24 protein-coding genes, 2 pseudogenes and 1 riboswitch are annotated in these 24,500 nt (G+C 53.5%); of the genes and pseudogenes, 15 read left to right on the forward strand and 11 right to left on the reverse strand.

The annotated features are described in order from the left end of the window. Nucleotides 1-47 precede the first annotated feature (47 nt). The 3 genes from tolC (at nucleotide 48) to ACE15A_RS20645 (ending at nucleotide 3,582) form a co-directional block, all read left to right on the forward strand. Nucleotides 48-1,529, forward strand: coding sequence for an outer membrane channel protein TolC (tolC, locus tag ACE15A_RS20635; protein ID WP_072158659.1), 1,482 nt, complete (start codon nucleotides 48-50; stop codon nucleotides 1,527-1,529). A 212-nt stretch (nucleotides 1,530-1,741) separates the two neighbouring features. Further along, nucleotides 1,742-2,413 (forward strand): DUF1190 family protein, encoded by a 672-nt coding sequence (locus ACE15A_RS20640; RefSeq protein ID WP_053508222.1) that lies wholly within the window; start codon nucleotides 1,742-1,744, stop codon nucleotides 2,411-2,413. A gap of 5 nt (nucleotides 2,414-2,418) precedes the next feature. Continuing rightward, nucleotides 2,419-3,582 carry a glutathionylspermidine synthase family protein gene (locus ACE15A_RS20645; protein WP_000442833.1) on the forward strand — a complete coding sequence of 388 codons (1,164 nt, stop codon included), beginning with the start codon at nucleotides 2,419-2,421 and terminating at the stop codon, nucleotides 3,580-3,582. Nucleotides 3,583-3,643: 61 nt separating this feature from the next. On the opposite strand, the gene ygiD is transcribed toward ACE15A_RS20645, so the two are convergent. Beyond that, a complete protein-coding gene (gene ygiD, locus ACE15A_RS20650) occupies nucleotides 3,644-4,432 on the reverse strand; it encodes a 4,5-DOPA dioxygenase extradiol (RefSeq protein WP_023248573.1) in 789 nt (262 codons plus the stop codon). Between the two features lie 140 nt (nucleotides 4,433-4,572). Between ygiD and zupT the strand changes: the two genes are divergently transcribed. Then, entirely contained in the window at nucleotides 4,573-5,346 is a 774-nt protein-coding gene (zupT, locus tag ACE15A_RS20655; RefSeq protein WP_023248574.1) for a zinc transporter ZupT, read from the forward strand. A 66-nt stretch (nucleotides 5,347-5,412) separates the two neighbouring features. Here zupT and ACE15A_RS20660 read toward each other — a convergent pair whose 3' ends face one another. Beyond that, nucleotides 5,413-5,589 (reverse strand): hypothetical protein, encoded by a 177-nt coding sequence (locus tag ACE15A_RS20660; protein WP_053508224.1) that lies wholly within the window; start codon nucleotides 5,587-5,589, stop codon nucleotides 5,413-5,415. Between the two features lie 422 nt (nucleotides 5,590-6,011). On the opposite strand from ACE15A_RS20660, the pseudogene ACE15A_RS20665 reads away from it, so the two are divergent. Both ACE15A_RS20665 and ACE15A_RS20670 read left to right on the forward strand, forming a co-directional pair. Then, nucleotides 6,012-6,369, forward strand: a pseudogene (locus ACE15A_RS20665) (aryl-sulfate sulfotransferase N-terminal domain-containing protein); the annotation flags it as partial. Then, nucleotides 6,363-6,503, forward strand: a pseudogene (locus tag ACE15A_RS20670) (disulfide bond formation protein B); the annotation flags it as partial. The pseudogenes ACE15A_RS20665 and ACE15A_RS20670, both read left to right, overlap by 7 nt. Nucleotides 6,504-6,568: 65 nt before the next feature. On the opposite strand, the gene ribB reads toward ACE15A_RS20670, so the two are convergent. Beyond that, complete coding sequence (ribB, locus tag ACE15A_RS20675; protein ID WP_023248578.1) at nucleotides 6,569-7,222, reverse strand: 3,4-dihydroxy-2-butanone-4-phosphate synthase; 654 nt, start codon at nucleotides 7,220-7,222, stop codon at nucleotides 6,569-6,571. A 105-nt stretch (nucleotides 7,223-7,327) separates the two neighbouring features. Then, a riboswitch (FMN riboswitch) is annotated at nucleotides 7,328-7,526 on the reverse strand. Between the two features lie 132 nt (nucleotides 7,527-7,658). On the opposite strand from ribB, the gene ubiK reads away from it, so the two are divergent. Then, complete coding sequence (ubiK, locus tag ACE15A_RS20680; protein WP_023248579.1) at nucleotides 7,659-7,955, forward strand: ubiquinone biosynthesis accessory factor UbiK; 297 nt, start codon at nucleotides 7,659-7,661, stop codon at nucleotides 7,953-7,955. Nucleotides 7,956-8,028: 73 nt separating this feature from the next. On the opposite strand, the gene glgS is transcribed toward ubiK, so the two are convergent. Further along, a complete protein-coding gene (glgS, locus tag ACE15A_RS20685) occupies nucleotides 8,029-8,238 on the reverse strand; it encodes a cell surface composition regulator GlgS (RefSeq protein ID WP_000928925.1) in 210 nt (69 codons plus the stop codon). A 250-nt stretch (nucleotides 8,239-8,488) separates the two neighbouring features. Between glgS and ACE15A_RS20690 the strand changes: the two genes are divergently transcribed. Then, nucleotides 8,489-8,545, forward strand: coding sequence for a hypothetical protein (locus ACE15A_RS20690; RefSeq protein WP_226296155.1), 57 nt, complete (start codon nucleotides 8,489-8,491; stop codon nucleotides 8,543-8,545). Between the two features lie 157 nt (nucleotides 8,546-8,702). Here the strand turns inward: ACE15A_RS20690 and hldE are convergent, their stop codons facing one another. From hldE to ACE15A_RS20705, 3 genes are all read right to left on the reverse strand, one after another. Then, entirely contained in the window at nucleotides 8,703-10,136 is a 1,434-nt protein-coding gene (gene hldE, locus ACE15A_RS20695; RefSeq protein WP_023248580.1) for a bifunctional D-glycero-beta-D-manno-heptose-7-phosphate kinase/D-glycero-beta-D-manno-heptose 1-phosphate adenylyltransferase HldE, read from the reverse strand. Between the two features lie 47 nt (nucleotides 10,137-10,183). Continuing rightward, entirely contained in the window at nucleotides 10,184-13,027 is a 2,844-nt protein-coding gene (glnE, locus tag ACE15A_RS20700) for a bifunctional [glutamate--ammonia ligase]-adenylyl-L-tyrosine phosphorylase/[glutamate--ammonia-ligase] adenylyltransferase (RefSeq protein ID WP_053508228.1), read from the reverse strand. Between the two features lie 116 nt (nucleotides 13,028-13,143). Further along, nucleotides 13,144-14,445, reverse strand: coding sequence for an inorganic triphosphatase (locus tag ACE15A_RS20705; RefSeq protein ID WP_053508230.1), 1,302 nt, complete (start codon nucleotides 14,443-14,445; stop codon nucleotides 13,144-13,146). A gap of 241 nt (nucleotides 14,446-14,686) precedes the next feature. Here ACE15A_RS20705 and ACE15A_RS20710 point away from each other — a divergent pair, with 241 nt between their 5' ends. Together ACE15A_RS20710 and ACE15A_RS20715 are read left to right on the forward strand one after the other, a co-directional pair. Further along, complete coding sequence (locus ACE15A_RS20710; protein ID WP_001125344.1) at nucleotides 14,687-15,301, forward strand: TIGR04211 family SH3 domain-containing protein; 615 nt, start codon at nucleotides 14,687-14,689, stop codon at nucleotides 15,299-15,301. A gap of 62 nt (nucleotides 15,302-15,363) precedes the next feature. Next, a complete protein-coding gene (locus ACE15A_RS20715; protein ID WP_023248583.1) occupies nucleotides 15,364-16,605 on the forward strand; it encodes a multifunctional CCA addition/repair protein in 1,242 nt (413 codons plus the stop codon). Between the two features lie 104 nt (nucleotides 16,606-16,709). Here ACE15A_RS20715 and bacA read toward each other — a convergent pair whose 3' ends face one another. Continuing rightward, complete coding sequence (gene bacA, locus ACE15A_RS20720) at nucleotides 16,710-17,531, reverse strand: undecaprenyl-diphosphate phosphatase (protein WP_001281933.1); 822 nt, start codon at nucleotides 17,529-17,531, stop codon at nucleotides 16,710-16,712. A 95-nt stretch (nucleotides 17,532-17,626) separates the two neighbouring features. Then, nucleotides 17,627-17,986: a bifunctional dihydroneopterin aldolase/7,8-dihydroneopterin epimerase gene (folB, locus tag ACE15A_RS20725; protein ID WP_023248585.1), complete on the reverse strand. Its 360-nt coding sequence runs from the start codon at nucleotides 17,984-17,986 to the stop codon at nucleotides 17,627-17,629. 106 nt (nucleotides 17,987-18,092) lie between these two features. Between folB and plsY the strand changes: the two genes are divergently transcribed. Next, nucleotides 18,093-18,710: a glycerol-3-phosphate 1-O-acyltransferase PlsY gene (gene plsY / locus ACE15A_RS20730; protein ID WP_001272785.1), complete on the forward strand. Its 618-nt coding sequence runs from the start codon at nucleotides 18,093-18,095 to the stop codon at nucleotides 18,708-18,710. Nucleotides 18,711-18,762: 52 nt separating this feature from the next. On the opposite strand, the gene ACE15A_RS20735 is transcribed toward plsY, so the two are convergent. After that, nucleotides 18,763-19,704: a LysR family transcriptional regulator gene (locus tag ACE15A_RS20735; RefSeq protein ID WP_053508328.1), complete on the reverse strand. Its 942-nt coding sequence runs from the start codon at nucleotides 19,702-19,704 to the stop codon at nucleotides 18,763-18,765. 209 nt (nucleotides 19,705-19,913) lie between these two features. Here ACE15A_RS20735 and ttdA point away from each other — a divergent pair, with 209 nt between their 5' ends. From ttdA to ACE15A_RS20750, 3 genes are read left to right on the forward strand one after another with little or no spacing between them, the layout of a single operon-like run. Beyond that, a complete protein-coding gene (gene ttdA, locus ACE15A_RS20740) occupies nucleotides 19,914-20,825 on the forward strand; it encodes a L(+)-tartrate dehydratase subunit alpha (RefSeq protein WP_024149712.1) in 912 nt (303 codons plus the stop codon). Beyond that, the gene (gene ttdB / locus ACE15A_RS20745) at nucleotides 20,822-21,427 is read left to right on the forward strand and encodes a L(+)-tartrate dehydratase subunit beta (RefSeq protein WP_023248588.1); all 606 of its coding nucleotides are present in this window, start codon (nucleotides 20,822-20,824) and stop codon (nucleotides 21,425-21,427) included. The genes ttdA and ttdB overlap by 4 nt, the downstream gene beginning before the upstream one ends. Nucleotides 21,428-21,475: 48 nt before the next feature. Next, nucleotides 21,476-22,939 (forward strand): anion permease, encoded by a 1,464-nt coding sequence (locus ACE15A_RS20750; protein ID WP_023248589.1) that lies wholly within the window; start codon nucleotides 21,476-21,478, stop codon nucleotides 22,937-22,939. A 40-nt stretch (nucleotides 22,940-22,979) separates the two neighbouring features. On the opposite strand, the gene tsaD is transcribed toward ACE15A_RS20750, so the two are convergent. After that, a complete protein-coding gene (gene tsaD / locus ACE15A_RS20755; protein WP_053508232.1) occupies nucleotides 22,980-23,993 on the reverse strand; it encodes a tRNA (adenosine(37)-N6)-threonylcarbamoyltransferase complex transferase subunit TsaD in 1,014 nt (337 codons plus the stop codon). Between the two features lie 227 nt (nucleotides 23,994-24,220). On the opposite strand from tsaD, the gene rpsU reads away from it, so the two are divergent. Then, a complete protein-coding gene (gene rpsU, locus ACE15A_RS20760; protein ID WP_001144069.1) occupies nucleotides 24,221-24,436 on the forward strand; it encodes a 30S ribosomal protein S21 in 216 nt (71 codons plus the stop codon). Nucleotides 24,437-24,500 lie beyond the last annotated feature (64 nt).

Raw genomic sequence — 24,500 nt, forward strand, 5'->3', positions numbered from 1 at the left:
TTATTTTTACAAATTGATCAGCGCTAAATACTGCTTCACAACAAGGAATGCAAATGAAGAAATTGCTCCCCATCCTTATCGGCCTGAGCCTGTCGGGGTTCAGCACACTAAGCCAGGCAGAGAACCTGATGCAAGTTTATCAGCAAGCACGCCTGAGCAACCCGGAATTGCGTAAATCCGCTGCCGATCGCGATGCTGCATTCGAAAAAATTAACGAAGCGCGTAGTCCTTTACTGCCGCAACTGGGTTTAGGTGCCGACTACACCTACAGCAACGGTTATCGCGATGCGAACGGCATCAACTCCAATCAAACCAGCGCTTCTCTGCAATTAACGCAGACGCTGTTTGATATGTCGAAATGGCGTGGGCTCACCCTGCAAGAAAAAGCAGCAGGCATTCAGGATGTGGCCTATCAGACCGATCAGCAGACGCTGATTCTCAATACCGCGAACGCGTATTTTAAAGTATTGAACGCTATTGATATGCTTTCCTATACCCAGGCGCAAAAAGAGGCTATCTATCGCCAGTTAGATCAAACGACGCAACGTTTTAACGTGGGTCTGGTCGCCATTACCGACGTGCAAAACGCCCGCGCGCAGTATGATACCGTACTGGCGAATGAAGTTACCGCCCGCAACAACCTGGATAACGCGGTAGAAGAGCTGCGCCAGGTGACCGGCAATTATTATCCAGAGCTGGCCTCGCTTAACGTCGAGCATTTTAAAACCGACAAACCTAAAGCAGTTAACGCCCTGCTGAAGGAAGCGGAAAACCGCAACCTGTCGCTGTTGCAGGCGCGTTTGAGTCAGGATCTGGCGCGCGAGCAAATCCGCCAGGCGCAGGACGGTCATCTGCCGACGCTGAATTTAACGGCCTCGACCGGCGTTTCTGATACTTCGTATAACGGTTCTAACACCCACGGTCCAGGTAGCCAGTACGACGATAGCAACATGGGGCAGAATAAAATCGGCCTGAACTTCTCCCTGCCGCTGTATCAGGGGGGGATGGTTAACTCGCAGGTAAAACAGGCGCAGTATAACTTTGTCGGCGCGAGCGAACAGTTGGAAAGCGCGCACCGTAGCGTGGTGCAGACCGTGCGCTCCTCCTTCAACAATATTAACGCGTCTATCAGCAGCATCAACGCCTACAAACAGGCGGTCGTTTCCGCGCAAAGTTCTCTGGACGCGATGGAAGCTGGCTACTCAGTCGGTACGCGTACCATTGTTGACGTACTGGATGCCACCACCACGCTGTATGAAGCCAAGCAGCAACTGGCCAACGCGCGTTATACCTATTTGATTAATCAGTTAAATATCAAATATGCGCTCGGTACGCTGAACGAGCAGGATCTGCTCGCGCTTAACAGTACGTTGGGGAAACCTATCCCGACGTCGCCGGAAAGCGTAGCGCCGGAAACACCAGAGCAGGATGCTGCCGCAGACGGTTATAATGCCCATAGCGCCGCGCCGGCAGTACAGCCGACCGCCGCCCGCGCCAACAGCAATAACGGCAATCCATTCCGGCATTGATAAGTTATTCGCTGGCGCTACGCTTATCAGGCCTATGCCCTTGTAGGTCTGGTAAGCGCGGCGCTACCTGTCATGAAGCCGCGCCTGAACGTAAGACAACGTAAAGATCCTGCTATTCCGCCGCATTCTCGCCTTTTCTCGCTTCAATTTCGACCAGTCATCCTCTATTCTGAACGCATGTTGTATTTACCACTGGGTCCTGGAAGACAAATATGAAACGGACAAAATCCATCCATCACGCATCGTTTCGCAAAAGCTGGAGCGCGCGGCATTTAACGCCGGTCGCCCTGGCGGTTACGGCTGTTTTTATGCTGGCTGGCTGTGAAAAAAGCGATGAAACCGTATCGTTGTATCAAAACGCTGATGACTGTTCAGCAGCAAATCCGGGCAAAAGCGCGGAGTGTACAACCGCGTATAACAATGCGCTGAAAGAGGCCGAACGTACTGCGCCTAAGTACGCTACACGCGAAGATTGCGTTGCCGAGTTTGGTGAAGGTCAGTGCCAGCAAGCGCCCGCACAGGCTGGCATGGCGCCGGAAAATCAGGCGCAGGCCCAACAATCCAGCGGCAGTTTCTGGATGCCGCTGATGGCAGGTTACATGATGGGGCGTCTGATGGGCGGCGGCGCAGGCTTTGCGCAACAGCCGCTGTTTAGCTCGAAAAACCCGGCCAGCCCGGCATACGGCAAATATACCGACGCGGCAGGTAAAAACTACGGCGCGGCGCAACCGGGCCGGACAATGACCGTACCGAAAACCGCTATGGCGCCGAAGCCTGCGGCCACAACAACCGTTACCCGCGGCGGTTTTGGTGAATCCATCGCCAAACAGAGCACCATGCAGCGTAGCGCTGCCGGCACTTCAACACGTTCGATGGGCGGCTGATACGCATGGAAAGAGTCAGTATTACCGAGCGCCCGGACTGGCGCGATAAAGCGACTGAATACGGGTTTAATTTTCACACGATGTATGGTGAACCGTACTGGTGTGAAGACGCTTATTACAAGTTAACGCTCGCCCAGGTGGAAAAACTGGAAGACGTTACCGCCGAGTTGCACCAGATGTGCCTCAAGGTGGTAGAACGCGTCATCGCCAGCGATGAGCTGATGACGAAGTTTCGTATTCCAAAACATACCTGGGGTTTTGTTCGCCAGTCCTGGCAAACGCAACAACCGTCGCTCTATTCCCGCCTCGATCTGGCCTGGGACGGCATCGGCGAGCCTAAGCTGCTCGAAAATAATGCCGACACGCCAACGTCACTGTATGAAGCGGCGTTTTTTCAGTGGATTTGGCTGGAAGATCAGATTAACGCTGGCAATCTGCCGGAAGGCAGCGATCAGTTTAATAGCCTGCAGGAAAAGCTGATTGAACGCTTTGCTGAACTTCGCGAACAGTACGGTTTTCAGTTGCTGCATCTCACCTGCTGTCGCGATACGGTTGAGGATCGCGGCACCATTCAGTATTTACAGGATTGCGCGGCCGAAGCGGAAATCGCCACCGAATTTCTCTATATCGACGATATTGGTCTGGGGGAAAAAGGTCAATTTACGGATCTGCAGGATCAGGTCATTGCGAACCTGTTCAAGCTCTATCCGTGGGAATTTATGCTACGCGAGATGTTTTCCACCAAGCTGGAAGATGCCGGCGTGCGCTGGCTGGAACCGGCCTGGAAAAGCATTATCTCTAATAAAGCGTTGTTGCCGCTGTTGTGGGAGATGTTCCCGGACCATCCGAATCTGTTGCCTGCGTATTTCGCCGAAGACGAACATCCGCCAATGGATAAATATGTCGTGAAACCGATCTTCTCCCGCGAAGGGGCGAACGTATCGATTATTGAGAACGGTAAAACGATCGAATCCGTGGAAGGCCCGTATGGCGAAGAGGGTATGATCGTGCAACAGTTCTATCCGCTGCCAAAATTCGGCGACAGTTATACCCTGATTGGTAGCTGGCTGATTAACGATCAACCCGCCGGAATTGGTATCCGTGAAGATCGGGCGCTGATCACCCAGGATCTCTCCCGCTTCTATCCGCATATTTTTGTCGAAGGATAGATTCTCCTGTCGGCCCGATGAGCGTAACGCCATCGGGCAATCATTCAGCGCCTTATCCGGCCTACCCCACCTGCACCGACAACATACTTATACTGCCCATCTCAATACCGTCTGCCGGAACCGAGATACGTTCCTTGCCATCCCAGGCGCCAAGTACATACAGCAAAGGTAAAAAGTGTTCCGGCGTCGGGTTCGATAAGGCGCCCCCTTCATGTTGCAGATAATTCACCAGCGGGTGCTGTTCTACCGGCCCCTGCCATGCCAGGTTCGCCTTTACATACTCATTAAACGAGACGGCCCATGGATAAGGCGCATTCTCACCGTGCCAACGCACAGTCCGCAGGTTATGAACCACATTCCCGCTAGCTACCAGCATCACGCCTTCGTCACGCAGCGTCGCCAGTTTACGACCCGCCTCAAAATGCCATGCCGCCGGCTTGGTACTATCAACGCTAAGCTGCACCACCGGAATATCCGCATTCGGGTACATCTTGATCAATACGCCCCAGGAGCCGTGATCAAATCCCCACGCCTCTTTATCGAGCGCGACGGGAACGGGCGCCAACAATTCAACCAGACGCTGCGCCAGCGCAGGCGATCCAGGAGCCGGATAATGCGTGTCATACAGCGCCTGCGGAAAACCGCCAAAATCATGGAGAGTTTGCGGCCTTTCCATCGCTGTAACGCCCGTCCCGCGGGTGTACCAGTGCGCCGACACCACCACTATCGCCTGTGGTCGCGGTAAGGCTTCCCCCAATCGCCGCCAGGCGCGGGTATAATCGTTATCGTCCAGCACGTTCATCGGGCTGCCATGCCCCAAAAACAATGCTGGCATACGCGTTAAAGACATGATGTTATCCTTACAGGAAAGACATTTTGTTAACATCACCATACGCTTTCTTCACAGAGGAAGAACTCAGATAACCATGATGAAGATCATCAGTTATTTTGAAGGTCAGGTTCGGACGGCAAATTGATAAGGAGTAATGAATGTCAGTACCACTTATTCTGACCTTACTGGCGGGCGCCGCCACCTTTATTGGCGCGTTTCTTGGCGTTCTCGGCCAAAAACCGTCTAATCGCGTGCTGGCTTTTTCGCTGGGCTTCGCCGCAGGCATCATGTTGCTCATCTCGCTGATGGAGATGCTGCCCGCCGCGCTTGACACCGATGGAATGTCGCCCGTACTGGGCTACGGGATGTTTATTATCGGCCTGTTAGGCTACTTCGGGCTGGATCGCCTGCTTCCTCACGCTCACCCGCAGGATCTGGTGCAAAAAAGGCAGCAGCCGATTCCCGGCTCAATAAAACGCACCGCGATTTTATTGACGCTCGGCATTAGCCTGCACAACTTTCCGGAAGGGATCGCCACCTTTGTCACCGCCAGCAGCAATCTGGAACTGGGTTTCGGCATCGCACTGGCGGTGGCGTTGCACAATATTCCTGAAGGTCTGGCGGTCGCCGGCCCGGTTTATGCCGCGACGGGCTCAAAACGTACCGCGATTTTTTGGGCCGGAATCTCCGGCATGGCGGAGATTCTTGGCGGCGTGCTGGCGTGGCTAATTTTGGGCAGTCTGGTTTCGCCGATCGTCATGGCGGCTATCATGGCGGCGGTCGCTGGCATTATGGTGGCGCTCTCCGTCGATGAACTGATGCCGCTGGCAAAAGAGATCGATCCTAACAATAACCCCAGCTATGGCGTGCTTTGCGGCATGTCCGTCATGGGGCTTAGTCTCGTCATTTTGCAGACGATAGGCATCGGTTAAGAGAAACGTCGCGCCGGATGTAACCCTTTAGTCAGGCAACATCCGGCTGCCCGGCGAGGATATGCGCTATTTCTGCTCATTCATCACGCTGCCGCCTTCGTTCGTCTGGTGAAAACGTTTCGTTCGCGCTTCAAGTAATGCATCTCTGTCCTGCCGAAACGCTCTGCAATAACGCTTCATATGGCAAACATCCCCTATCACCACAAGAGCAATTAATATTATCCAGTACCAGGCAATAAACATCCTTTTTACCCTTAAAATTTAACAACACTAAACATTTAACGTTAAAATTTTACATACCTTTATTTTGACGTATTCATATACTGGCATATTTGTGGAACAAATAAATGATTTTGATCATATAAATCAGTAGTGAAATCCAATAATGAAAAAAGTATTAAGCAGAAAACAATGTCGATAATGTCACACTTTACACTAATTTATAGTGTTCTTAAAATACCCTTCCCCTACTGTCAACTCATAAATTAAATTAAAGAATATGGATGCAGAGTATATTTTAAAATAAGCAATAGCATCATGCCTTATATTTAAATACCAATCATTTATCATCCATAAAAAATAGCATATTTATAAGTATTATATTTAGAAGTTGTACATAAGGATATATATCTATCCTTGACCAATGCCGAAAAAAATACTTATCGGCGCAGCCCGCAGGAATATTAGGCGCAGTCGTTGTCGATCCTTACAGAAATGTCCCGCTCACCGCACTGATGGAATTAGATAGCCATATTATTTCAGACGTCAAAGTTACTGCACATGGCAGAGAGGAAGACGTGTTCCTGTTACTATACCGTTGAAAAAGAGTCTTTAGAAACATATGATGGTATTCCTATTTTTGGCCTTTACCAGAAATTTGCCAACAGCGTCACGGTAGAATATAAAGGAAACGGCAAAACTATGAAGGATAACTATGTGGTGCAGACGTCCACCATCGTCAACCATTATATGGATAACCGTTTTATTTCAGATAGCCAGCAAACGAAAGTTATTACGATGGCTGGTACCTGCTCCCGCCCTGGCACTTTATGAATATGGCGCAGGCATGCCTGTTGGCCTCTGGGCTGTACCTGATTCTGCTGGTCATAAGCGACACCTGGGTGATAAAACTCTCCAGAGGTAAAACCCGCGCGTAATAACAAAAAACCGAAGCGTTTTAGCTTCGGTTTTTTTCATCATGACGACAGACGTCGCCATCCGATTAACTCACCTTACGCTCATGCGCCAGACGATAAGCCACCAGATCTTCAATCGTGACAACAGCCATATTATGCTGGGCTGCAAACGCGATACACTCCGGCGCACGCGCCATCGTCCCATCGTCGTTAGTCAGCTCGCACAGTACGCCTGCAGGTTTAAAACCGGCCAGCGTCATCAGATCGATGGTCGCCTCCGTATGGCCGCCGCGCGTCAGCACGCCGCCCGCCTGAGCGCGCAGTGGGAAAACGTGACCCGGACGGTTAAGATCGGACGGTTTTGCGCCATCTGCGATGGCGGCACGCACCGTCGTCACACGGTCAGCGGCGGATACGCCGGTAGTCACGCCTTCTGCGGCTTCAATGGTCACGGTAAAACCAGTGCCGTAGGCGCTGGTGTTGTTTTCCACCATCATTGGCAAGTCAAGCTGCTTACGGCGCTCTTCAGTAATGCACAGGCAAACAATACCGCTACCGTGACGAATGGTTAACGCCATCTGTTCTACGGTCATCGTCTCTGCGGGGAAAATCATATCGCCTTCGTTTTCACGGTCTTCATCATCAAGCACCATGACACCGCGTCCTTCACGCAGCGCATCCAGTGCAAGTTCAACACGGTCAAAAGGCGTACCAAAAGAGGAAAGTAGCGTCTGATTCATGGTAAAAAAACCTCATTAACATTATGGTTACCAGAATCAGGGCAGTCTTAGGAGTGCCGACAAGCGGCAAAAAAATAACGTGAGCGGGTCCATGCCCGACTGGATCGTTACCCTCTCCCATCCGGACTTTAACCGTCGGCCCCGGAATTACACCGGATCTGCTGACCTTTTCGCTATTGCAAAAAGCGCTCGCGGGCTTTCAACCCATTCTTCGCATTTCGTCACGGCGCACCGTAATGAGAAACGCGTTAAACATCGTTGATTTACCGCCGGTGGGGAATTTCGCCCCGCCCTGAGAATAAGCGGGTTAACTATAACGCTATTGACTACCTTCATCAACGCCTTTACTCCGTATGGCGTCACACAATTCTGGTTTATGGCGTCCACATATCGCACTACAATAAGAGCTAACACTTACCAGTTCAGGGAAACCACAATGATTGACCCGAAAAAAATTGAGCAAATCGCACGCCAGGTTCATGAGTCAATGCCGAAAGGTATTCGCGAGTTCGGGGAAGATATCGAGAAGAAAATCCGTCAAACGCTGCAATCTCAACTGACGCGTCTCGATCTGGTGAGCCGCGAAGAGTTTGATGTCCAGACTCAGGTTTTGCTGCGCACCCGGGAAAAACTGGCGCTGCTGGAGCAACGCCTCAGCGAACTGGAAGCTCGCGACAAACCACAGGAAGTAAAACCTGCGCCCGCCATTCCGCCAGTCGATCCACAAGAGTAAAAACGTGAACGGGCCTGACGGCCCGCTCATATAAGATCTTAATCATGCCCTGCGCCGGTAAAGGGAACCAGGGTTAGTGTTCTAATTCTAACTTTTTCGCCTGAGTCGCCTGCTGACAGTAAAGCGCGTAACGCTTGCAAAACCAGTCGCGGTGCTCCTCGTCCATATTGCCGGTTACAGCCTGGATATCAACAGGACGCCCCTCCGCCTGCATTCTGGCAAAGCTGCGCGCCAGAAAATCGAAATTATTTAATGAATAGACGTTATTATTGTTCATCAGCATACCCTCCAGTGATTGAATTCTGTTAAGGCTATATGCTTTTTCTAATTTCAGTATTTCTCTATATGTACGACGGTTTTATACATAACGTGCGCAAATTTAATGCGTAAAATCACAATTTCCACCAAATATGACGGCGTATAAATATCTTGCGGGCTTAAGAGCTGGACGCTCACCAACAATCGCGATATCAGCAAGGGGCTGAAACGGGACCCCCTACCAAAGAAGTGGCTTTAATAAGGAAAGGGTTATGATGCAACAGGTCATCATACTGATTGGTCTGTTACCGATAAGTTTCGCAGCTTACTAACAGCCAATCAGAGGGGGAGAGATCCCCTCTCACCCTTATTCCTTTATTTTAGGTCGAAAAAAAGCAGCGTTAACCGCGAGATACGCGTCGAAACGAAATGTCCGACGCGCCTTCAAATTCAGCGCCCACAGCGTCTGTAACGCCTGATGGCGCGATTTTACTTCTCGCTCTCAGTCTGGATCTTTTTGATGATATTGGTCGTTGAACAACCATCTTCGAAGTTCAGCACCATGACTTCGCCGCCGTTGGCCCAGACCTCTTCGCTGCCCGCAATCTCTTCCGGCTTATAGTCACCGCCTTTTACCAGCAGATCTGGCAGAATACCGGCAATCAGTCGTTGCGGCGTATCCTCTTCAAATGAGACAACCCAGTCAACCGACTCCAGCGCACCCAGCACGATCATACGCTGTTCGAGCGGATTAACCGGACGGCTTTCGCCTTTCAGACGTTTGGTCGAGGCGTCACTATTGACCGCAACAATCAGGCGGTCGCCCAGTTTGCGCGCGTTCGCCAGATAAGAGACGTGGCCCGCGTGCAAAATATCGAAAACGCCGTTGGTCATGACCACTTTCTCGCCACGCTTACGCGCGCTGGCGACGGCCTGTTTCAGCTCCTCTTCGGTCATGACGCCGAAGCCGGTATCCGCGCGTCCGCGCACTGCGTTTTCCAGCTCAATAGGGGAAACCGTTGACGTCCCGAGTTTACCCACCACTACGCCCGCCGCCGCATTGGCGAAATAGCACGCCTCTTCCAGAGTATTTCCCGCCGCCAGCGTCGCCGCCAGCACGCCGATCACCGTATCGCCCGCACCGGTAACATCATAAACTTCCTGCGCCTGCGTCGGCATATGTAGCGGCGCTTTATTCGGTTGCAGCAGCGTCATTCCCTGCTCGGAACGCGTGACCAACAACGCGGAAAGGTCGTAATCGGCAATGAGCTTCATGCCGCGTTCAACCAGTTCGTCTTCACTTTTACATTTCCCCGCGACCGCCTCAAATTCAGAAAGGTTTGGCGTCAGTAACGTAGCGCCGCGGTAACGTTCAAAATCCGTTCCTTTCGGATCGATGAGCACCGGCACGTCCGCCTGGCGAGCCAGGGCAATCATAGTCTGCACGCTGGTCAGAGCGCCTTTGGCATAATCGGACAATACCAGCGCGCCGATCGATCCCAGCGCCTGGTTGATACGCTCATGTAGCGGCTGCGGGTCCACCCCCTCAAAGCCTTCTTCAAAATCAAGACGAATGAGCTGCTGATTACGTGACAGCACGCGCAGTTTGGTAATCGTCGGATGCGTCGGCACAGAAACGAAGTCGCACTTCACATTGACCTCCGCCAACGTTTTGCTCAGCGCGCGCGCGGCGTCATCAATACCCGTCAGGCCGACCAGACGGGCGTTCGCTCCCAGAGACGCAATGTTCATCGCCACGTTCGCCGCGCCGCCCGGACGTTCCTCAACGGTATTCACCTTAACAACCGGCACCGGCGCTTCCGGTGAAATACGGCAAGTAGGGCCATACCAGTAGCGATCCAGCATTACATCACCCACAACCATGACGCCTGCACGTTCAAACGCTGGCAGATTTACTTTCATTCCTGTCTCCTGAGAGATTCAAAATTTGCGCGCGATAATAGCATAATTCAGACGGCTACCAGCCACTTCCGCCAGCTTGCCTGCACCAGCGCGCGCTCTTTACTAAAACACGTCTGCGCCACATGGCCGGGAAGCTCCTGCAATGCCAGGTGATGCAGTTCATCACGCAGTGTGGTGTAGGCTACCGTCAGCGCCTGCGCCTCATCTTCATCCATAATGCCGTTTTGCGCCAGAAGCTCCAGGATGCGCACATTATCAGACCAGCGCGTTAATTTAGGTTTTTCATGAGCGTAGCGCAGTACCAGATATTGCGCGATAAACTCAATATCCGTAATGCCGCCTTCATCAGCTTTGATATCAAAACGATCGCGATGCTTATTGCCGAGATGCGCCCGCATTTTCTCGCGCATTTCACGCACTTCAGTCTGCAATGTCTTGCCGTCGCGCGCCGTCGTCATGATAGTGCGGCGTACCGCATCAAACTGTGAGGTAAGCTGCGGGTCGCCATATACCACGCGAGCACGTACCAGCGCCTGATGTTCCCAGGTCCAGGCTTCATGCTGCTGATAATCGGCAAACGCGTCCGCTGAAGTCACCAGCATTCCCGCCGCGCCAGAGGGGCGTAGCCGCGCATCCACCTCATACAAAATGCCGGAGGAGGTGCGCGTACTGAACAGATGCATAATGCGCTGCGCCAGGCGCAGATAAAACTGCCGCCCGTCGATTTCGCGTTCGCCATTGGTCATGACGTCCATTGGACAGTCATGCAGAAAGATGAGATCCAGATCGGAACTGTAGCCCAGCTCCCATCCGCCCAACTTGCCATAGCCGACGACCGCGAATCCCCGCCCCTGACGATCATCCAGATGCGTTGGTTGACCATAACGCGCGACCATCTGCGTCCACGCCTGCTGTACTACAGCATCAATCATCGCCTCCGCCAGCCAGGTGAGGTGATCGCTCACTTTCATCACTGGCAGCGTACCGGCAATATCCGCCGCCGCAATCCGCAAAAGCTGCGCCTGTTTAAACTGGCGTAATGCTTCCAGCTGCTGTTCTTCGTCCTCTTCCGGCACGCGCAGCAAATATTGGCGTAATTCGTCGCGGTAAGCGTCGGTAGCCGTCGGCTGATAAAGCGTACCGGGGTCGAGCAGTTCATCAAGCAACAACGGATAGCGCGCCAGTTGGCTCGCTATCATTGGCGAAGCGGCGCAGAGCATAATCAGGTGTTTCAGCGCGCCGGGAAATTCACTCAGCAGCTCCAGATAGGTGGTGCGGGTGACAATCCCCGCCAACAACGGCGTAATACGCGATAGCGTAACGGCGGCGTCTTTGCGGGAACAGACGTCGGCAAGCAAGTGCGGCATCAGTTGGTCCAGCACCTGCCGCCCGCGCGGGCCGATAGGGCGTTTATCCAGTTCCTTACGGAAGTCAGCGATGAGGGTCAGAACCTGTCGCCGATCCTCATCGGCTAAATGCGCCAGCACTGGCGTCGAATCATCCTCCTGTAGCGCATCCTGCCATACTTCACGCCACGGCTCTGAACGCTCTTCCTCCTGCGGGGTATCGGCCTCATCATCGCCAATTAATTCGTTGAATACGCGGCGTACGTTAGCCATATGATCCGTCAGTTTACCAACAAGCTGCGGCCAGTTATTCGTATTCATCCCCCAGGCCAGCCGCGCCCGATTCAGATCGTCGGCAGGCAACGTTTGCGTCTGTTCGTCATTGATGCTTTGCAGCAGATTCTCCAGGCGACGTAAAAAAAGATAGGCCGCACGCAATTGCGCCACGTCATTCTCAGGCAGCAAATGCAACGCCGTGATAGCATTTAACGTCGGCAGTAACGAACGCGACTGTAGCGACGGCTCGCGTCCGCCGCGGATCAACTGGAATACCTGCACGATAAACTCAATTTCACGAATACCGCCCGCGCCAAGTTTAATGTTGTCTTTCAAACCGCGGCGGCGCACTTCGCGGGCGATCATCCCTTTCATATTGCGTAGCGACTGGATGACGCTGAAATCGATATAGCGGCGGAAAACGAAAGGCCGCAGCATGGCGCGTAATTCACGAGACCAGGCGTCGTCGTTATCGCCCATGAGCCGCGCTTTCACCATGGCGTAACGTTCCCAGTCACGTCCTTGTTCCTGATAGTAATCCTCCAGCGCGGCAAAACTCAGCACCAGCGGGCCGCTGTCGCCAAACGGTCGCAGGCGCATGTCAACCCGATAGACAAAACCATCCATTGTGGGCTGATCCAGCGCTTTGATCAGCCGCTGCCCGAGACGCGTAAAGAACTGGGCGTTATCGAGTTCACGACGCCTACCCCGGGTCGCGCCATGTTCCGGCCAGACGAAAATCAGATCGATATCAGAAGAAAAATTCAGTTCGCCGCCGCCCAGCTTGCCCATGCCTAAAATCAGCAGCGGTTGCGGAACGCCCTGCGGGTTACAGGGGGTCCCCCATTCGCGGCAACAGGCGGCATACAGCCAGTCGCGCGCGCCAATAATGAGCGTCTCCGCCAGATGGCTCAACTGCTGTAAAATAGTCTCATCTTCCACCAGCGACAGCGCCTGCGCCCAGGCGATGCGTACCATAATGCGACGACGAAAAAGCCTCAGTTCACGCATCAGCGAGGCGTCGTCACAGACACCTGCCAATGCCTCCTGTAACCAGCCAGCATAATGTTGCCATTCATCAGCCTGCGGCGATGCGGATTCCAGTTCGGCAAGCCACTCTGGATGCGCTATCACGCTGTCCAGCGCAAAATCGCTAAATGTAAGTACTGACTTCGCCTGCGCGCTAAGCGATGTCTCAGTAAATCCTTCTGGTAGGCGCTCAACAACGGTCTGCCAGTACTGCGATAAGGGTGAAGAGAGCGGCGTCATTTAGGGATATCCTTTAAATAATGCCAGATGGCGGCGTTTCGCCTTATCCGGCCTACAAGTCCGCATACCGTAAGCCTGATAAGCGCAGCGCCATCAGGCACTTTCTACGGTTCTGATTATCGTTTTCCGCTGTGCAACCAGAACGGTTGCTGGTTAATGGCCTCATTACGGAAATGTTCAATTTCAATACGTTGCCCGGTAATAATGGCGTGACGCAATCCCTGCCAGTTATCCAGCCATGCCTGCGCAACCATCGCATCATAATATCCCGCCAGCAGTAAAACGCTGTCGATATCGCGAGTCAAACGCGGCAACTGGTCGCGATACTTATCACCCAGCGGTTGTCCAAAAACGTTTTTTAATTCAGCAGCATGACGAGAAAGATGAATGTCGGCGAAACGCTTAAAAGAGTCGGCTATTCTGGCCTGCGCCTTCGCGTCCAGAAATGGCTGCCAGGCTTTCGTCACCAGCCATTCCGTCAACGCCAGTTTCGCCATCGCCGTTTGCGTACTATAAACGGCTGTGACGGCGGACACCGCTGATGTCATCGTCGCTTCCGCCTGGGTAAGCAGATCACGTAAGTGAGCGCTCGCTTTACGCGGAACAATGCCACCAAAGAGCATTAAGGCATGGCGCACCAACCCCATTGCGTCCAGCACGTGCTCTTTCGCTGACTCGTCGCCGCGCAGCCAGAGCTCTTCATGGTACTGCCACTGTGACAACGCCAGATCCAGCGAGGCCTCCAGTCCTTGTTCTACAGTGGCTTTTGCGGCAGTCCGCAGAATTGCCGTTGGTGTATTCTCTCGCGGCGCATTCCCCTGCGCCAGGTGATAACCTCGCGCCGCCTTACTCAGACTGCCCTGACGCAAACCGGTTTGCGACAGCAGTTGCTTCGCCAGCTTTAATACGGCGCGCGTATCGCCGCGAAGCAACTCAAGCTCCAGTTCACAAATCGGTTCGGCAAACTCGCCCGCTTTTACGTCGCCGAGATCGAGCGCAATTTCAATCTTGCTACCGTCAACGTCCAGACACCATTTTTCGCGGTAAAAATCGGTGCTGAACAGCGGTTGTACGCTTGATGCCAGGCCAACGGGCAGTTTGCCGTCCGGCCAGACCTCCGCCGGGAGTTGCGTCAGATCCAGAACGGGTTCGCTTAGCGCGACATTGTATTCGGGTCGCTGGTGCAGCCCGCCGGTTACCCGGCCGGCAATTTTCATGGTCATTTCATAGCGCCCATTTTCACCACGAATACGCAGTCCCATATCGTGGCGGCGTAGCCAGTTATCAGGCGTTTCGTAGTAGATATTCAACAACTGGCTGGGCGCATGATGCTCGCCGCCGAGCGTATGAAGATGATTTCGCAGCGCATCTACGGCGTCGTGATTGACGATAAACTTTAATTCGATTTCCTGAGCCATGGCCTTGTACTTATTGGTTATGTCACATATGGGAAGATTGTTGGCGAACTTACCCGCATTATTTTTGTCAGTAGATAGTATTTTGCGCCAAATTGCCATGCAACGAGCAATTTGACGGGCGTAAAAGTTTGACGTAGCGGCAAAGGCGACACAGATGATTCCGATTGATGTCGACTGCTTTGCGTAGCGACACTGATGCCGTTACTATCGTTCCACTTTCTCTGACAATAACGACAGCCTGATGCCAAAATTACGCCTGATTGGACTAACTTTACTTGCGCTTAGCGCCACCGCCGTTTCTCATGCTGAAGAGACGCGTTACGTTTCTGATGAACTGAATACCTGGGTCCGCAGCGGTCCGGGAGATAATTATCGCCTCGTGGGTACCGTCAACGCCGGCGAGGAAGTCACGCTCTTACAGAGCGATGCCAACTATGGTCAAATCAAAGACAGTTCTGGTCGTACTGCCTGGATACCGTTAAAAGAACTGAATACCACGCCAAGCCTGCGTACCCGCGTGCCGGATCTGGAGAATCAGGTCAAAACGTTGACCGATAAACTCAACAATATTGATACCACGTGGAATCAGCGCACCGCCGACATGCAGCAGAAAGTGGCGCAAAGCGACAGCGTCATCAACGGGCTAAAAGAAGAGAACCAGAAGCTGAAAAACGAGCTGATTGTGGCGCAGAAAAAAGTTAGCGCCGCGAATCTGCAACTGGATGACAAACAGCGCACCATTATTATGCAGTGGTTTATGTATGGCGGCGGCGTGTTGGGCATTGGCTTGCTGTTAGGGCTGGTGCTGCCGCATATGATCCCAAGTCGTAAACGCAAAGACCGCTGGATGAACTAAATCGCCTTCTCCGCCGCACTGTCTTATCATTAGGAAATGATCGTTTTTAAAAGGAAAATGGCGTGAAGATTTATCTGGTCGGTGGTGCGGTTCGGGATGCGTTGTTAGGGCTACCGGTTAAAGATAAAGATTGGGTCGTTGTCGGCGCCACGCCGCAGGAGATGCTCGATGCGGGCTACCAGCAGGTAGGCCGTGATTTTCCCGTGTTTCTCCATCCGCAAACTCACGAAGAATACGCGCTGGCGCGTACCGAGCGTAAATCCGGCTCCGGCTACACGGGCTTCACCTGCTATGCCGCGCCGGACGTTACCCTGGAAGCCGATCTCCAGCGCCGCGATCTGACCATTAACGCTCTGGCGCGCGACGATGACGGCCAGATTATCGACCCTTACCACGGGCGCCGGGATCTGGAGACGCGTCTACTGCGCCATGTCTCTCCCGCGTTTGGCGAAGATCCCTTGCGCGTATTGCGCGTGGCGCGTTTTGCCGCCCGTTACGCCCATCTTAGTTTCCGTATCGCCGATGAAACACTGGCGTTAATGCGCGAAATGACCGCGGCAGGCGAGCTGGAACATCTGACGCCGGAACGGGTATGGAAAGAGACGGAAAATGCGCTTACCACCCGCAATCCGCAAATTTACTTCCAGGTATTACGCGACTGCGGCGCCCTGCGCGTCCTGTTTCCGGAAATCGACGCCCTGTTTGGCGTGCCCGCGCCGGCAAAGTGGCATCCGGAAATTGATACCGGAGTTCATACGTTGATGACGCTGTCGATGGCCGCCATGCTCAGTCCGCAGCTTGATGTCCGTTTCGCCACGCTTTGTCATGATCTGGGCAAAGGCTTAACGCCGAAAAATCTCTGGCCACGCCATCACGGCCACGGCCCGGCGGGCGTGAAGCTGGTCGAACAGTTATGCCAGCGTTTGCGCGTCCCCAATGACCTGCGTGATTTAGCTAAACTGGTCGCCGAGTACCACGATCTGATCCACACCTTTCCAATACTCCAGCCGAAAACAATCGTTAAGCTGTTTGACGCCATTGATGCATGGCGTAAACCGCAGCGCGTCGAGCAGATTGCGCTGACCAGCGAGGCCGACGTCCGTGGGCGTACCGGCTTTGAAGCGTCGGATTACCCGCAGGGGCGCTGGCTGCGCGAAGCCTGGCAGGTAGCGCAGGCGGTACCGACTAAAGGGGTGGTGGAGGCCGGATTTAAGGGCATCGAGATTCGCGAGGAGCTGACTAAGCGACGAATTGCAGCGGTTGCCAGTTGGAAAGAGAAGCGCTGCCCGAAACCCGCCAGCTAAACGCCATCCGGCACGCTAAATTGCCTGATGGCGCTGCGCTTATCAGGCCGACAAAACAGTTAGGCCGGACAAGGCGGTACGCCGCCATCCGGCACGGTCAATCATCAGAAGAAGACGACGTAAACGGCAGCCGCCACCACAAAGCGGTAAATCGCAAACGGAATAAACGAGATACGCTTAATCAGTTGCAGGAAGGTTTTGATGGCGATCAGCGCGACCACAAACGCCGTCACAAAGCCCACCGCAAACATCGGAATATCCGCTGCGGTCAGGAATGACCAACTTTTGTAGAGATCCAGAACCGTTGCGCCCATCATCATCGGCACAGCCAGTAAGAACGAGAACTCAGAGGCGGCGTAACGGCTGACGCCCATCAGCATCCCACCGGAAATGGTCGCTCCGGAACGCGAGAAACCCGGCCACAGCGCCAGACACTGGAAACAGCCAATCATAAACGCCTGACGATACGTCATATCATCCAGCCCCGGCGCGCGCGGCTCTTTCGGCTTCAGGCACTCGGCAGCAATCAGCAACAGGCCGCCCACCACCAGCGCGTACATCACATTAATCGGGTTAAATAGCGACTTGATCGTGTCATGAAAGACTAACCCGAGCACCACCGCCGGAATCATGCCCAGCAGGATGTGAATCAACGTTAATCGGCCTTTACTTTCACCTTCACGCTGTAGCGGGCGACCAAAGTGAATACCGATTAGGCCAAACAACCGCCGCCAGAACATCACCACGACCGCCAGAATAGATCCAAGTTGAATCACCACTTCAAACGTCTTGGCCGTATCGCCTTCAAACCCCAGCAGATGACCCACAATAATCATATGGCCCGTGCTGGATACCGGCAAAAACTCCGTCAATCCTTCGACCACACCCAAAATTGCCGCTATCAGCAGCGAGTGCATATCGCTCATCAATAAACCCCTAAAATGAAAAACACTGCAAAATGGATCTCGCGTTAAGACCCATATATAACCGTTTGGTTTAAAAAATATAAAATTATTTATTTTTATTTCAGATTATTGCCACGCTCAATAATTACCCCCACGTTCGCCGCACGCGCGACGGCGCCTGGCTTGCTCAGCTTAATGCGCACCCACGGGGAGTTGAATCGGCTAAGCAGTAGATCCGCCACCTCTTCCGCTACGCGCTCGACCAGCGCAAAACGCCCGCCTTCAACATGGCTAATCACCGTATCGGCAATATCCGCGTAACTGAGACAATCTGCGACATCATCGCTTTTCGCCGACTTGCGGTTATCCCATGCCATTTCGATATCGAACACCAGTTTCTGTTCGATAGTCTGTTCCCAGTCGTAAACACCGATAGTGGTGATTACCGAAAGTTGCTCTATAAATACAATATCCATCACGACCTGCCTGCTTTTTAGCTAAGCCGGATACCACTTCCGGCGAAATGTGCGTATTATCCACAGAAATAGTAAATAAAACGACACTTTCAAAACGGAACAGCTTATGAGTGCAATCGCGCCTGGAATGATCCTCTTCGCGTACCTCTGCGGCTCAATTTCCAGTGCCATTCTGGTTTGCCGCATCGCTGGGCTGCCCGATCCGCGTGAAAGCGGCTCTGGCAACCCGGGCGCGACAAACGTATTACGAATCGGTGGCAAGGGAGCGGCTGTCGCGGTACTTATTTTTGACATCCTTAAAGGCATGTTGCCCGTCTGGGGCGCGTATGCGTTAGGCGTTACCCCTTTCTGGCTTGGGCTTATCGCCATCGCCGCCTGTCTGGGACATATCTGGCCGGTCTTTTTTGGCTTTAAAGGCGGAAAAGGCGTAGCAACCGCATTTGGTGCCATTGCGCCCATCGGCTGGGATTTAACCGGCGTCATGGCAGGCACCTGGCTGCTGACGGTCCTGTTAAGCGGTTATTCATCGTTAGGGGCGATTGTCAGCGCCTTGATTGCGCCGTTTTACGTCTGGTGGTTTAAACCGCAGTTTACCTTCCCGGTGTCGATGCTGTCATGCCTCATTTTGCTGCGCCATCATGACAACATCCAGCGTCTGTGGCGTCGCCAGGAGACGAAAATCTGGACGAAGCTGAAAAAGAAACGCCAGAAAGATTCGGAGTAGTTTTTTGCGCTATGCCGTGCCTACGCATCGCCGGATGGCGATGTAAAGTGTCTTATCCGGCCTGAAAGACCTGATATCCCTCATCGGGCTTGCCGAGCCGCTGCTGGCACCATGCGGCTAAAAACTCGACGCAGACCCGGAGTTTCACGCTGCGATAAAGCGGTTCCTGGTAGACCGCCCAGATATTAGCGCTTTGCGCATAGTCAGGTAATACGCGGACTAACTCCCCACTCTGTAAAAACGGCTGCACATCCCACTCAGAACGCAGCATGATGCCTTTGCCTTCCAGCGCCCACTGCAACACAATTTCACCGCTGTTGGAAGAAAGATGCCCTGTGACCTTTACCGACCTTTTTTCCTGACCGTTACCCAATTCCCATATACCGTGGGTCATATCCCGTTCTTTCGTCACCAGGCAGTCGTGACGGCTTAATTCCTGCAACGTTTCCGGCGCGGCATATTTTTGTAAATAAGCCGGCGCAGCACAGAGTATTCTTTTATTTTTCGTTAACAAATGGGCAATATAATAGTCAGGGATATCATCATTAATACGAATATCCAAATCGATATTATCCTGCACCAGATCAATTTGCCGATCGAAAAGTTCGAAATGTACCTGTAATTCCGGATAGCTGCGCATTAATTCGGTAATCGCCGGCGCAATATGGCTGCGGCCAAAGCCGAAGCTACAGCCAATACGGATCATCCCGGCAGGGCGCGTTTTTATTTGCGTCACCTCGTCCACCAGCCGCTGATATTGCGTGAGGATCGCCATCGCATGCTCATAACAACGCTGCCCGCTTTCCGTCAGCGCTACGCCTCTTGCCGAGCGGTTCAGTAGCGTACTGGCGAGAGTCGTCTCCAGAATCTGGATACGTTTAGTCACAAATGCCGGCGTCTGCCCTAACGCGGCGGCGGCGGCGCTAAAACTTCCGGCATGAACAATTTCAACCAGTACCTGTAAATCTTTGGCTAAGGGAAATGTATTAAGCATTGTCGGATTATCCGTGGTGTTGAGCATTATAGTGTACTTCCAGCCGGCTTTTTAATTCCTGCCCTGGCGCAATTTTCGTCTCTTTTTTAGCTGTGATTCACGAACTGTTAATTACATATACACACCGCCAATAAATATAAAACCCTGCTTTTAGTGGTAGTTTATGCCGAAACATTTATTTCCAGATAAATAAAAGTCCTGGAGTTGACATAATGAGCAATGAAAATAAGCAAAAAGCGATAAATACGCTGACAGAAATTGTCGCTCAGTTTACCGCCATGATATCCACCCGGATGCCCGATGACGTGGTAGATAAATTAAAGCAGCTACGCGACGCTGAAACGTCATCGATGGGGAAAATCATCTACCACACGATGTTCGACAACATGCAAAAAGCGATCGATCTGAATCGACCGGCGTGTCAGGACACCGGTGAAATCATGTTCTTCGTGAAGGTCGGTTCCCGTTTCCCGTTGCTGGGCGAGCTGCAAGATATTCTGAAGCAGGCGGTGGAAGATGCCACCGTCAAAGCACCGTTGCGCCATAACGCGGTAGAAATTTTCGACGAAGTAAACACCGGCAAAAATACCGGTAGCGGCGTACCGTGGGTCACCTGGGACATTATTCCGGACGGCGACGACGCGGAAATCGAAGTCTACATGGCGGGCGGCGGCTGCACATTGCCGGGGCGCTCCAAAGTGCTGATGCCCTCTGAAGGCTACGAAGGCGTGGTGAAATTCGTTTTTGAAAATATCTCTACGCTGGCGGTTAACGCCTGCCCGCCGGTGCTGGTCGGCGTCGGGATCGCGACTTCCGTTGAAACTGCCGCCGTGCTGTCACGTAAAGCGATATTACGCCCGATCGGCACTCGCCATCCTAATCCGAAGGCGGCTGAGCTGGAGCTGCGTCTGGAAGAGGGACTCAACCGTCTGGGGATCGGCCCACAAGGGTTGACCGGCAATAGCTCGGTGATGGGCGTACATATCGAATCCGCTGCGCGTCACCCTTCCACCATTGGCGTGGCGGTCTCCACCGGCTGCTGGGCGCACCGTCGCGGTACGCTGCTGGTCCACTCTGACCTCTCCTTCGAAAACCTGTCCCACACCCGGAGCGCGTTATGAAAAAGATCCTGACAACCCCGATCAAAGCTGAAGATCTGGAAGATATTCATGTTGGCGATGTGATCTACCTGACCGGCACGCTGGTCACCTGCCGTGACGTCTGCCACCGCCGTCTGATCGAACTTAAGCGCCCTATTCCTTACGACCTCAACGGCAAAGCGATTTTCCACGCCGGGCCGATCGTGCGTAAGAACGGTGAAAAATGGGAAATGATCTCCGTCGGCCCAACCACCAGTATGCGTATGGAAACCTTTGAAAAAGAGTTTATTGAACAGACCGGCGTGAAGCTGGTGGTGGGAAAAGGCGGCATGGGACCGCTCACTGAAGAAGGTTGCCAAAAATTCAAAGCGTTACACGTGATCTTCCCGGCAGGCTGCGCGGTACTGGCGGCCACCCAGGTTGAGGAGATTGAAGAGGTGCACTGGACAGAACTGGGGATGCCGGAATCCCTGTGGGTCTGTCGTGTGAAAGAGTTCGGGCCGCTGATTGTCTCTATCGATACCCACGGCAATAACCTGATCGCCGAAAACAAAAAACAGTTCGCCGAACGTCGCGGCCCGATCGTCGATGAGATTTGCGAGCACGTCCACTACATCAAATAACCTTTCCGGGGAGGCGTTTCGCCTCTCCTCTTTCGCAGGGATACAATAATGGCACCTTTAACTGCCTGGTGGCGATATCTGGCGCCGCTGCTGGTCATCGCGATTATTGCGGTTCTGCCCGTTCCCACCGGTCTTGAAAGCCATACCTGGCGCTATTTCGCGGTCTTTGCCGGCGTGATTGTGGGATTAATTCTGGAACCAGTACCCGGCGCGGTGGTGGCGATGATAGGGATTTCGATCATCGCCATCCTTTCGCCGTGGCTGCTGTTCAGCCCGGAGCAACTCGCGCAGGACGGGTTTAAATTTACCGCTAAAGCGCTATCATGGGCGGTATCAGGCTTTTCAAACTCGGTTATCTGGCTGATTTTCGCGGCTTTTATGTTTGGCACGGGCTATGAGAAAACCGGTCTCGGTCGGCGTATTGCGCTAATCCTGGTAAAAAAAATGGGGCACCGCACACTGTTTCTCGGCTACGCGGTAATGCTGTCCGAACTTATTCTCGCCCCGGTGACGCCATCCAACTCCGCGCGCGGCGCAGGCATTGTCTACCCGATTATTCGCAATCTGCCGCCGCTCTATCATTCCCAGCCTAACGACGCCAGCTCCCGTTCCATCGGTTCCTATATTATGTGGATGGGGATCACCGCCGACTGCGTCACCAGCGCCGTTTTCCTGACCGCCATGGCGCCTAACCTACTGCTGATGGGACTGATGAAAAGCGCATCGCATGCGGCATTAGGCTGGGGCGACTGGTTCTTAGGGATGCTGCCGCTCAGTATCCTGCTGGTACTTCTGGTGCCGTGGCTGGCCTACATGTTCTACCCGCCGGTGTTGAAATCGGGCGATCAGGTGCCACGCTGGGCCGAGACGGAACTGAAAACGATGGGCCCGCTTTGCTCACGCGAAAAAAGAATGCTGGCGCTGATGGTGGGTGCGCTGGCGCTGTGGATTTTTGGCGGCGACTATATTGATGCCGCGATGGTGGGTTACAGCGTGGTAGCGCTGATGCTGGTATTACGCATTATCTCTTGGGACGATATTGTCAGCAATAAAGCGGCGTGGAACGTCTTCTTTTGGCTGGCGTCGCTGATTGCCCTCGCCACCGGACTTAACAACACTGGCTTTATCGCCTGGTTTGGCAAGCTGCTGGCGAACGGCCTCAGCGGCTACTCGCCGACGATGGTGATGGTCGCGCTTATCGTAGCCTTTTATCTACTGCGCTACTTTTTTGCCAGCGCCACCGCCTATACCTCGGCGCTGGCGCCAATGATGATTGCCGCCGCGCTGGCGATGCCGGAAATCCCGTTACCGGTATTCTGCCTGATGGTCGGCGCAGCCATTGGTCTGGGCAGTATTCTTACCCCCTATGCGACCGGCCCCAGCCCGATTTACTACGGCAGCGGCTACTTACCTACGGTGGATTACTGGCGATTAGGCGCGATCTTCGGCCTGATCTTCCTGGTGCTACTGATCGTCACCGGGCTGTTGTGGATGCCCGTCGTTTTGCTGTAAACCCATTGGGGCGGCGTGATGTCGCCCCCTTTTTCCGCTTTTACGCCGCTGGTAGATCCGCCAGCGGCCAGCGCGGACGTACCGTTACGCCAAGATCCGCCGTAACGCCCGCCTTAAACCGCACCATCCCGGCATAGGCGATCATCGCCCCGTTGTCGGTACAAAACTCCGGACGCGCATAGAACACGTCGCCGCGGCGTTTTTGCATCAACTCCGCCAACTTCGCGCGCAACGTACGGTTAGCGCTGACGCCGCCCGCCATTACCAGACGCTTAAAGCCGGTGCTTTCCAGCGCGCGCTTGCACTTGATCATCAGCGTATCCACGACCGCATCTTCAAAAGCGCGCGCAATATCAGCGCGAGTTTGTTCGTCATCGCCATTACTACGAATGGTGTTAGCGGCAAAGGTTTTCAGACCGGAAAAACTAAAATCCAGCCCCGGGCGATCGGTCATTGGACGCGGAAAGACAAAACGCCCCGCCGTCCCCTGCGACGCCATTTTCGACAGCAGCGGGCCGCCAGGATAATCCAGCCCCAACAATTTGGCGGTTTTATCAAACGCTTCACCGGCGGCATCGTCAATCGACTCCCCCAGCAGTTCGTACTGACCGATTCCGGTCACGCTAATGAGCTGCGTATGCCCGCCGGAGACCAGCAGCGCCACAAACGGGAATTCCGGGGGATTATCTTCCAGCATCGGCGCCAGCAGATGACCTTCCATATGGTGTACAGGAATGGCTGGCACATTCCAGGCAAATGCCAGCGAACGTCCAACCGTGGCACCCACCAGCAGCGCGCCGACCAGGCCCGGGCCTGCGGTATAGGCCACCGCGTCAATGTCGCTCGCCGTCAGACCGGCTTCTTTTAATGCCGCCTGAATCAGCGGCACGGTTTTACGCACATGATCGCGGGAAGCCAGCTCAGGCACTACACCGCCGTAGTCAGCATGTAATTTCACCTGACTATACAATTGGTTGGCTAACAGACCTTTTTCGTCGTCGTAAATGGCGATGCCGGTTTCATCGCAGGATGTCTCAATACCCAGTACACGCATGACTTGTTTTACCTCGCTCTAATACCGCGCAGTGTAGGTCGAATGCGGGTGGATGTATACCCTCAGTCCCGACTTCGTGTATACTCCCTCCCCTTATAAAAGTCCCTTTCAAAAAAGGCAGCGGTGCTTTACAAAGCAGCAGCAATTGCAGTAAAATTCCGCACCATTTTGAAATAAGCTGGCGTTGATGCCAGCGGCAAACCGAATTAATCAAAGGTGAGAGGCACATGCCGGTAATTAAAGTACGTGAAAACGAGCCGTTCGACGTAGCTCTGCGTCGCTTCAAGCGTTCCTGTGAAAAAGCAGGTGTTCTGGCGGAAGTTCGTCGTCGTGAGTTCTATGAAAAACCGACGACTGAACGTAAGCGCGCTAAAGCTTCTGCAGTGAAACGTCACGCGAAGAAACTGGCTCGCGAAAACGCACGCCGTACTCGTCTGTACTAATCTTTTGAGAGCGGGCTGCTCTCAATTCAGATCGAGTTGTAGTTGTAAGGCCGTGCTTCCGAAA

Origin of the sequence: Salmonella sp. HY31, assembly GCF_042604575.1 — a bacterium.
Taxonomy (GTDB): domain Bacteria; phylum Pseudomonadota; class Gammaproteobacteria; order Enterobacterales; family Enterobacteriaceae; genus Salmonella; species Salmonella diarizonae.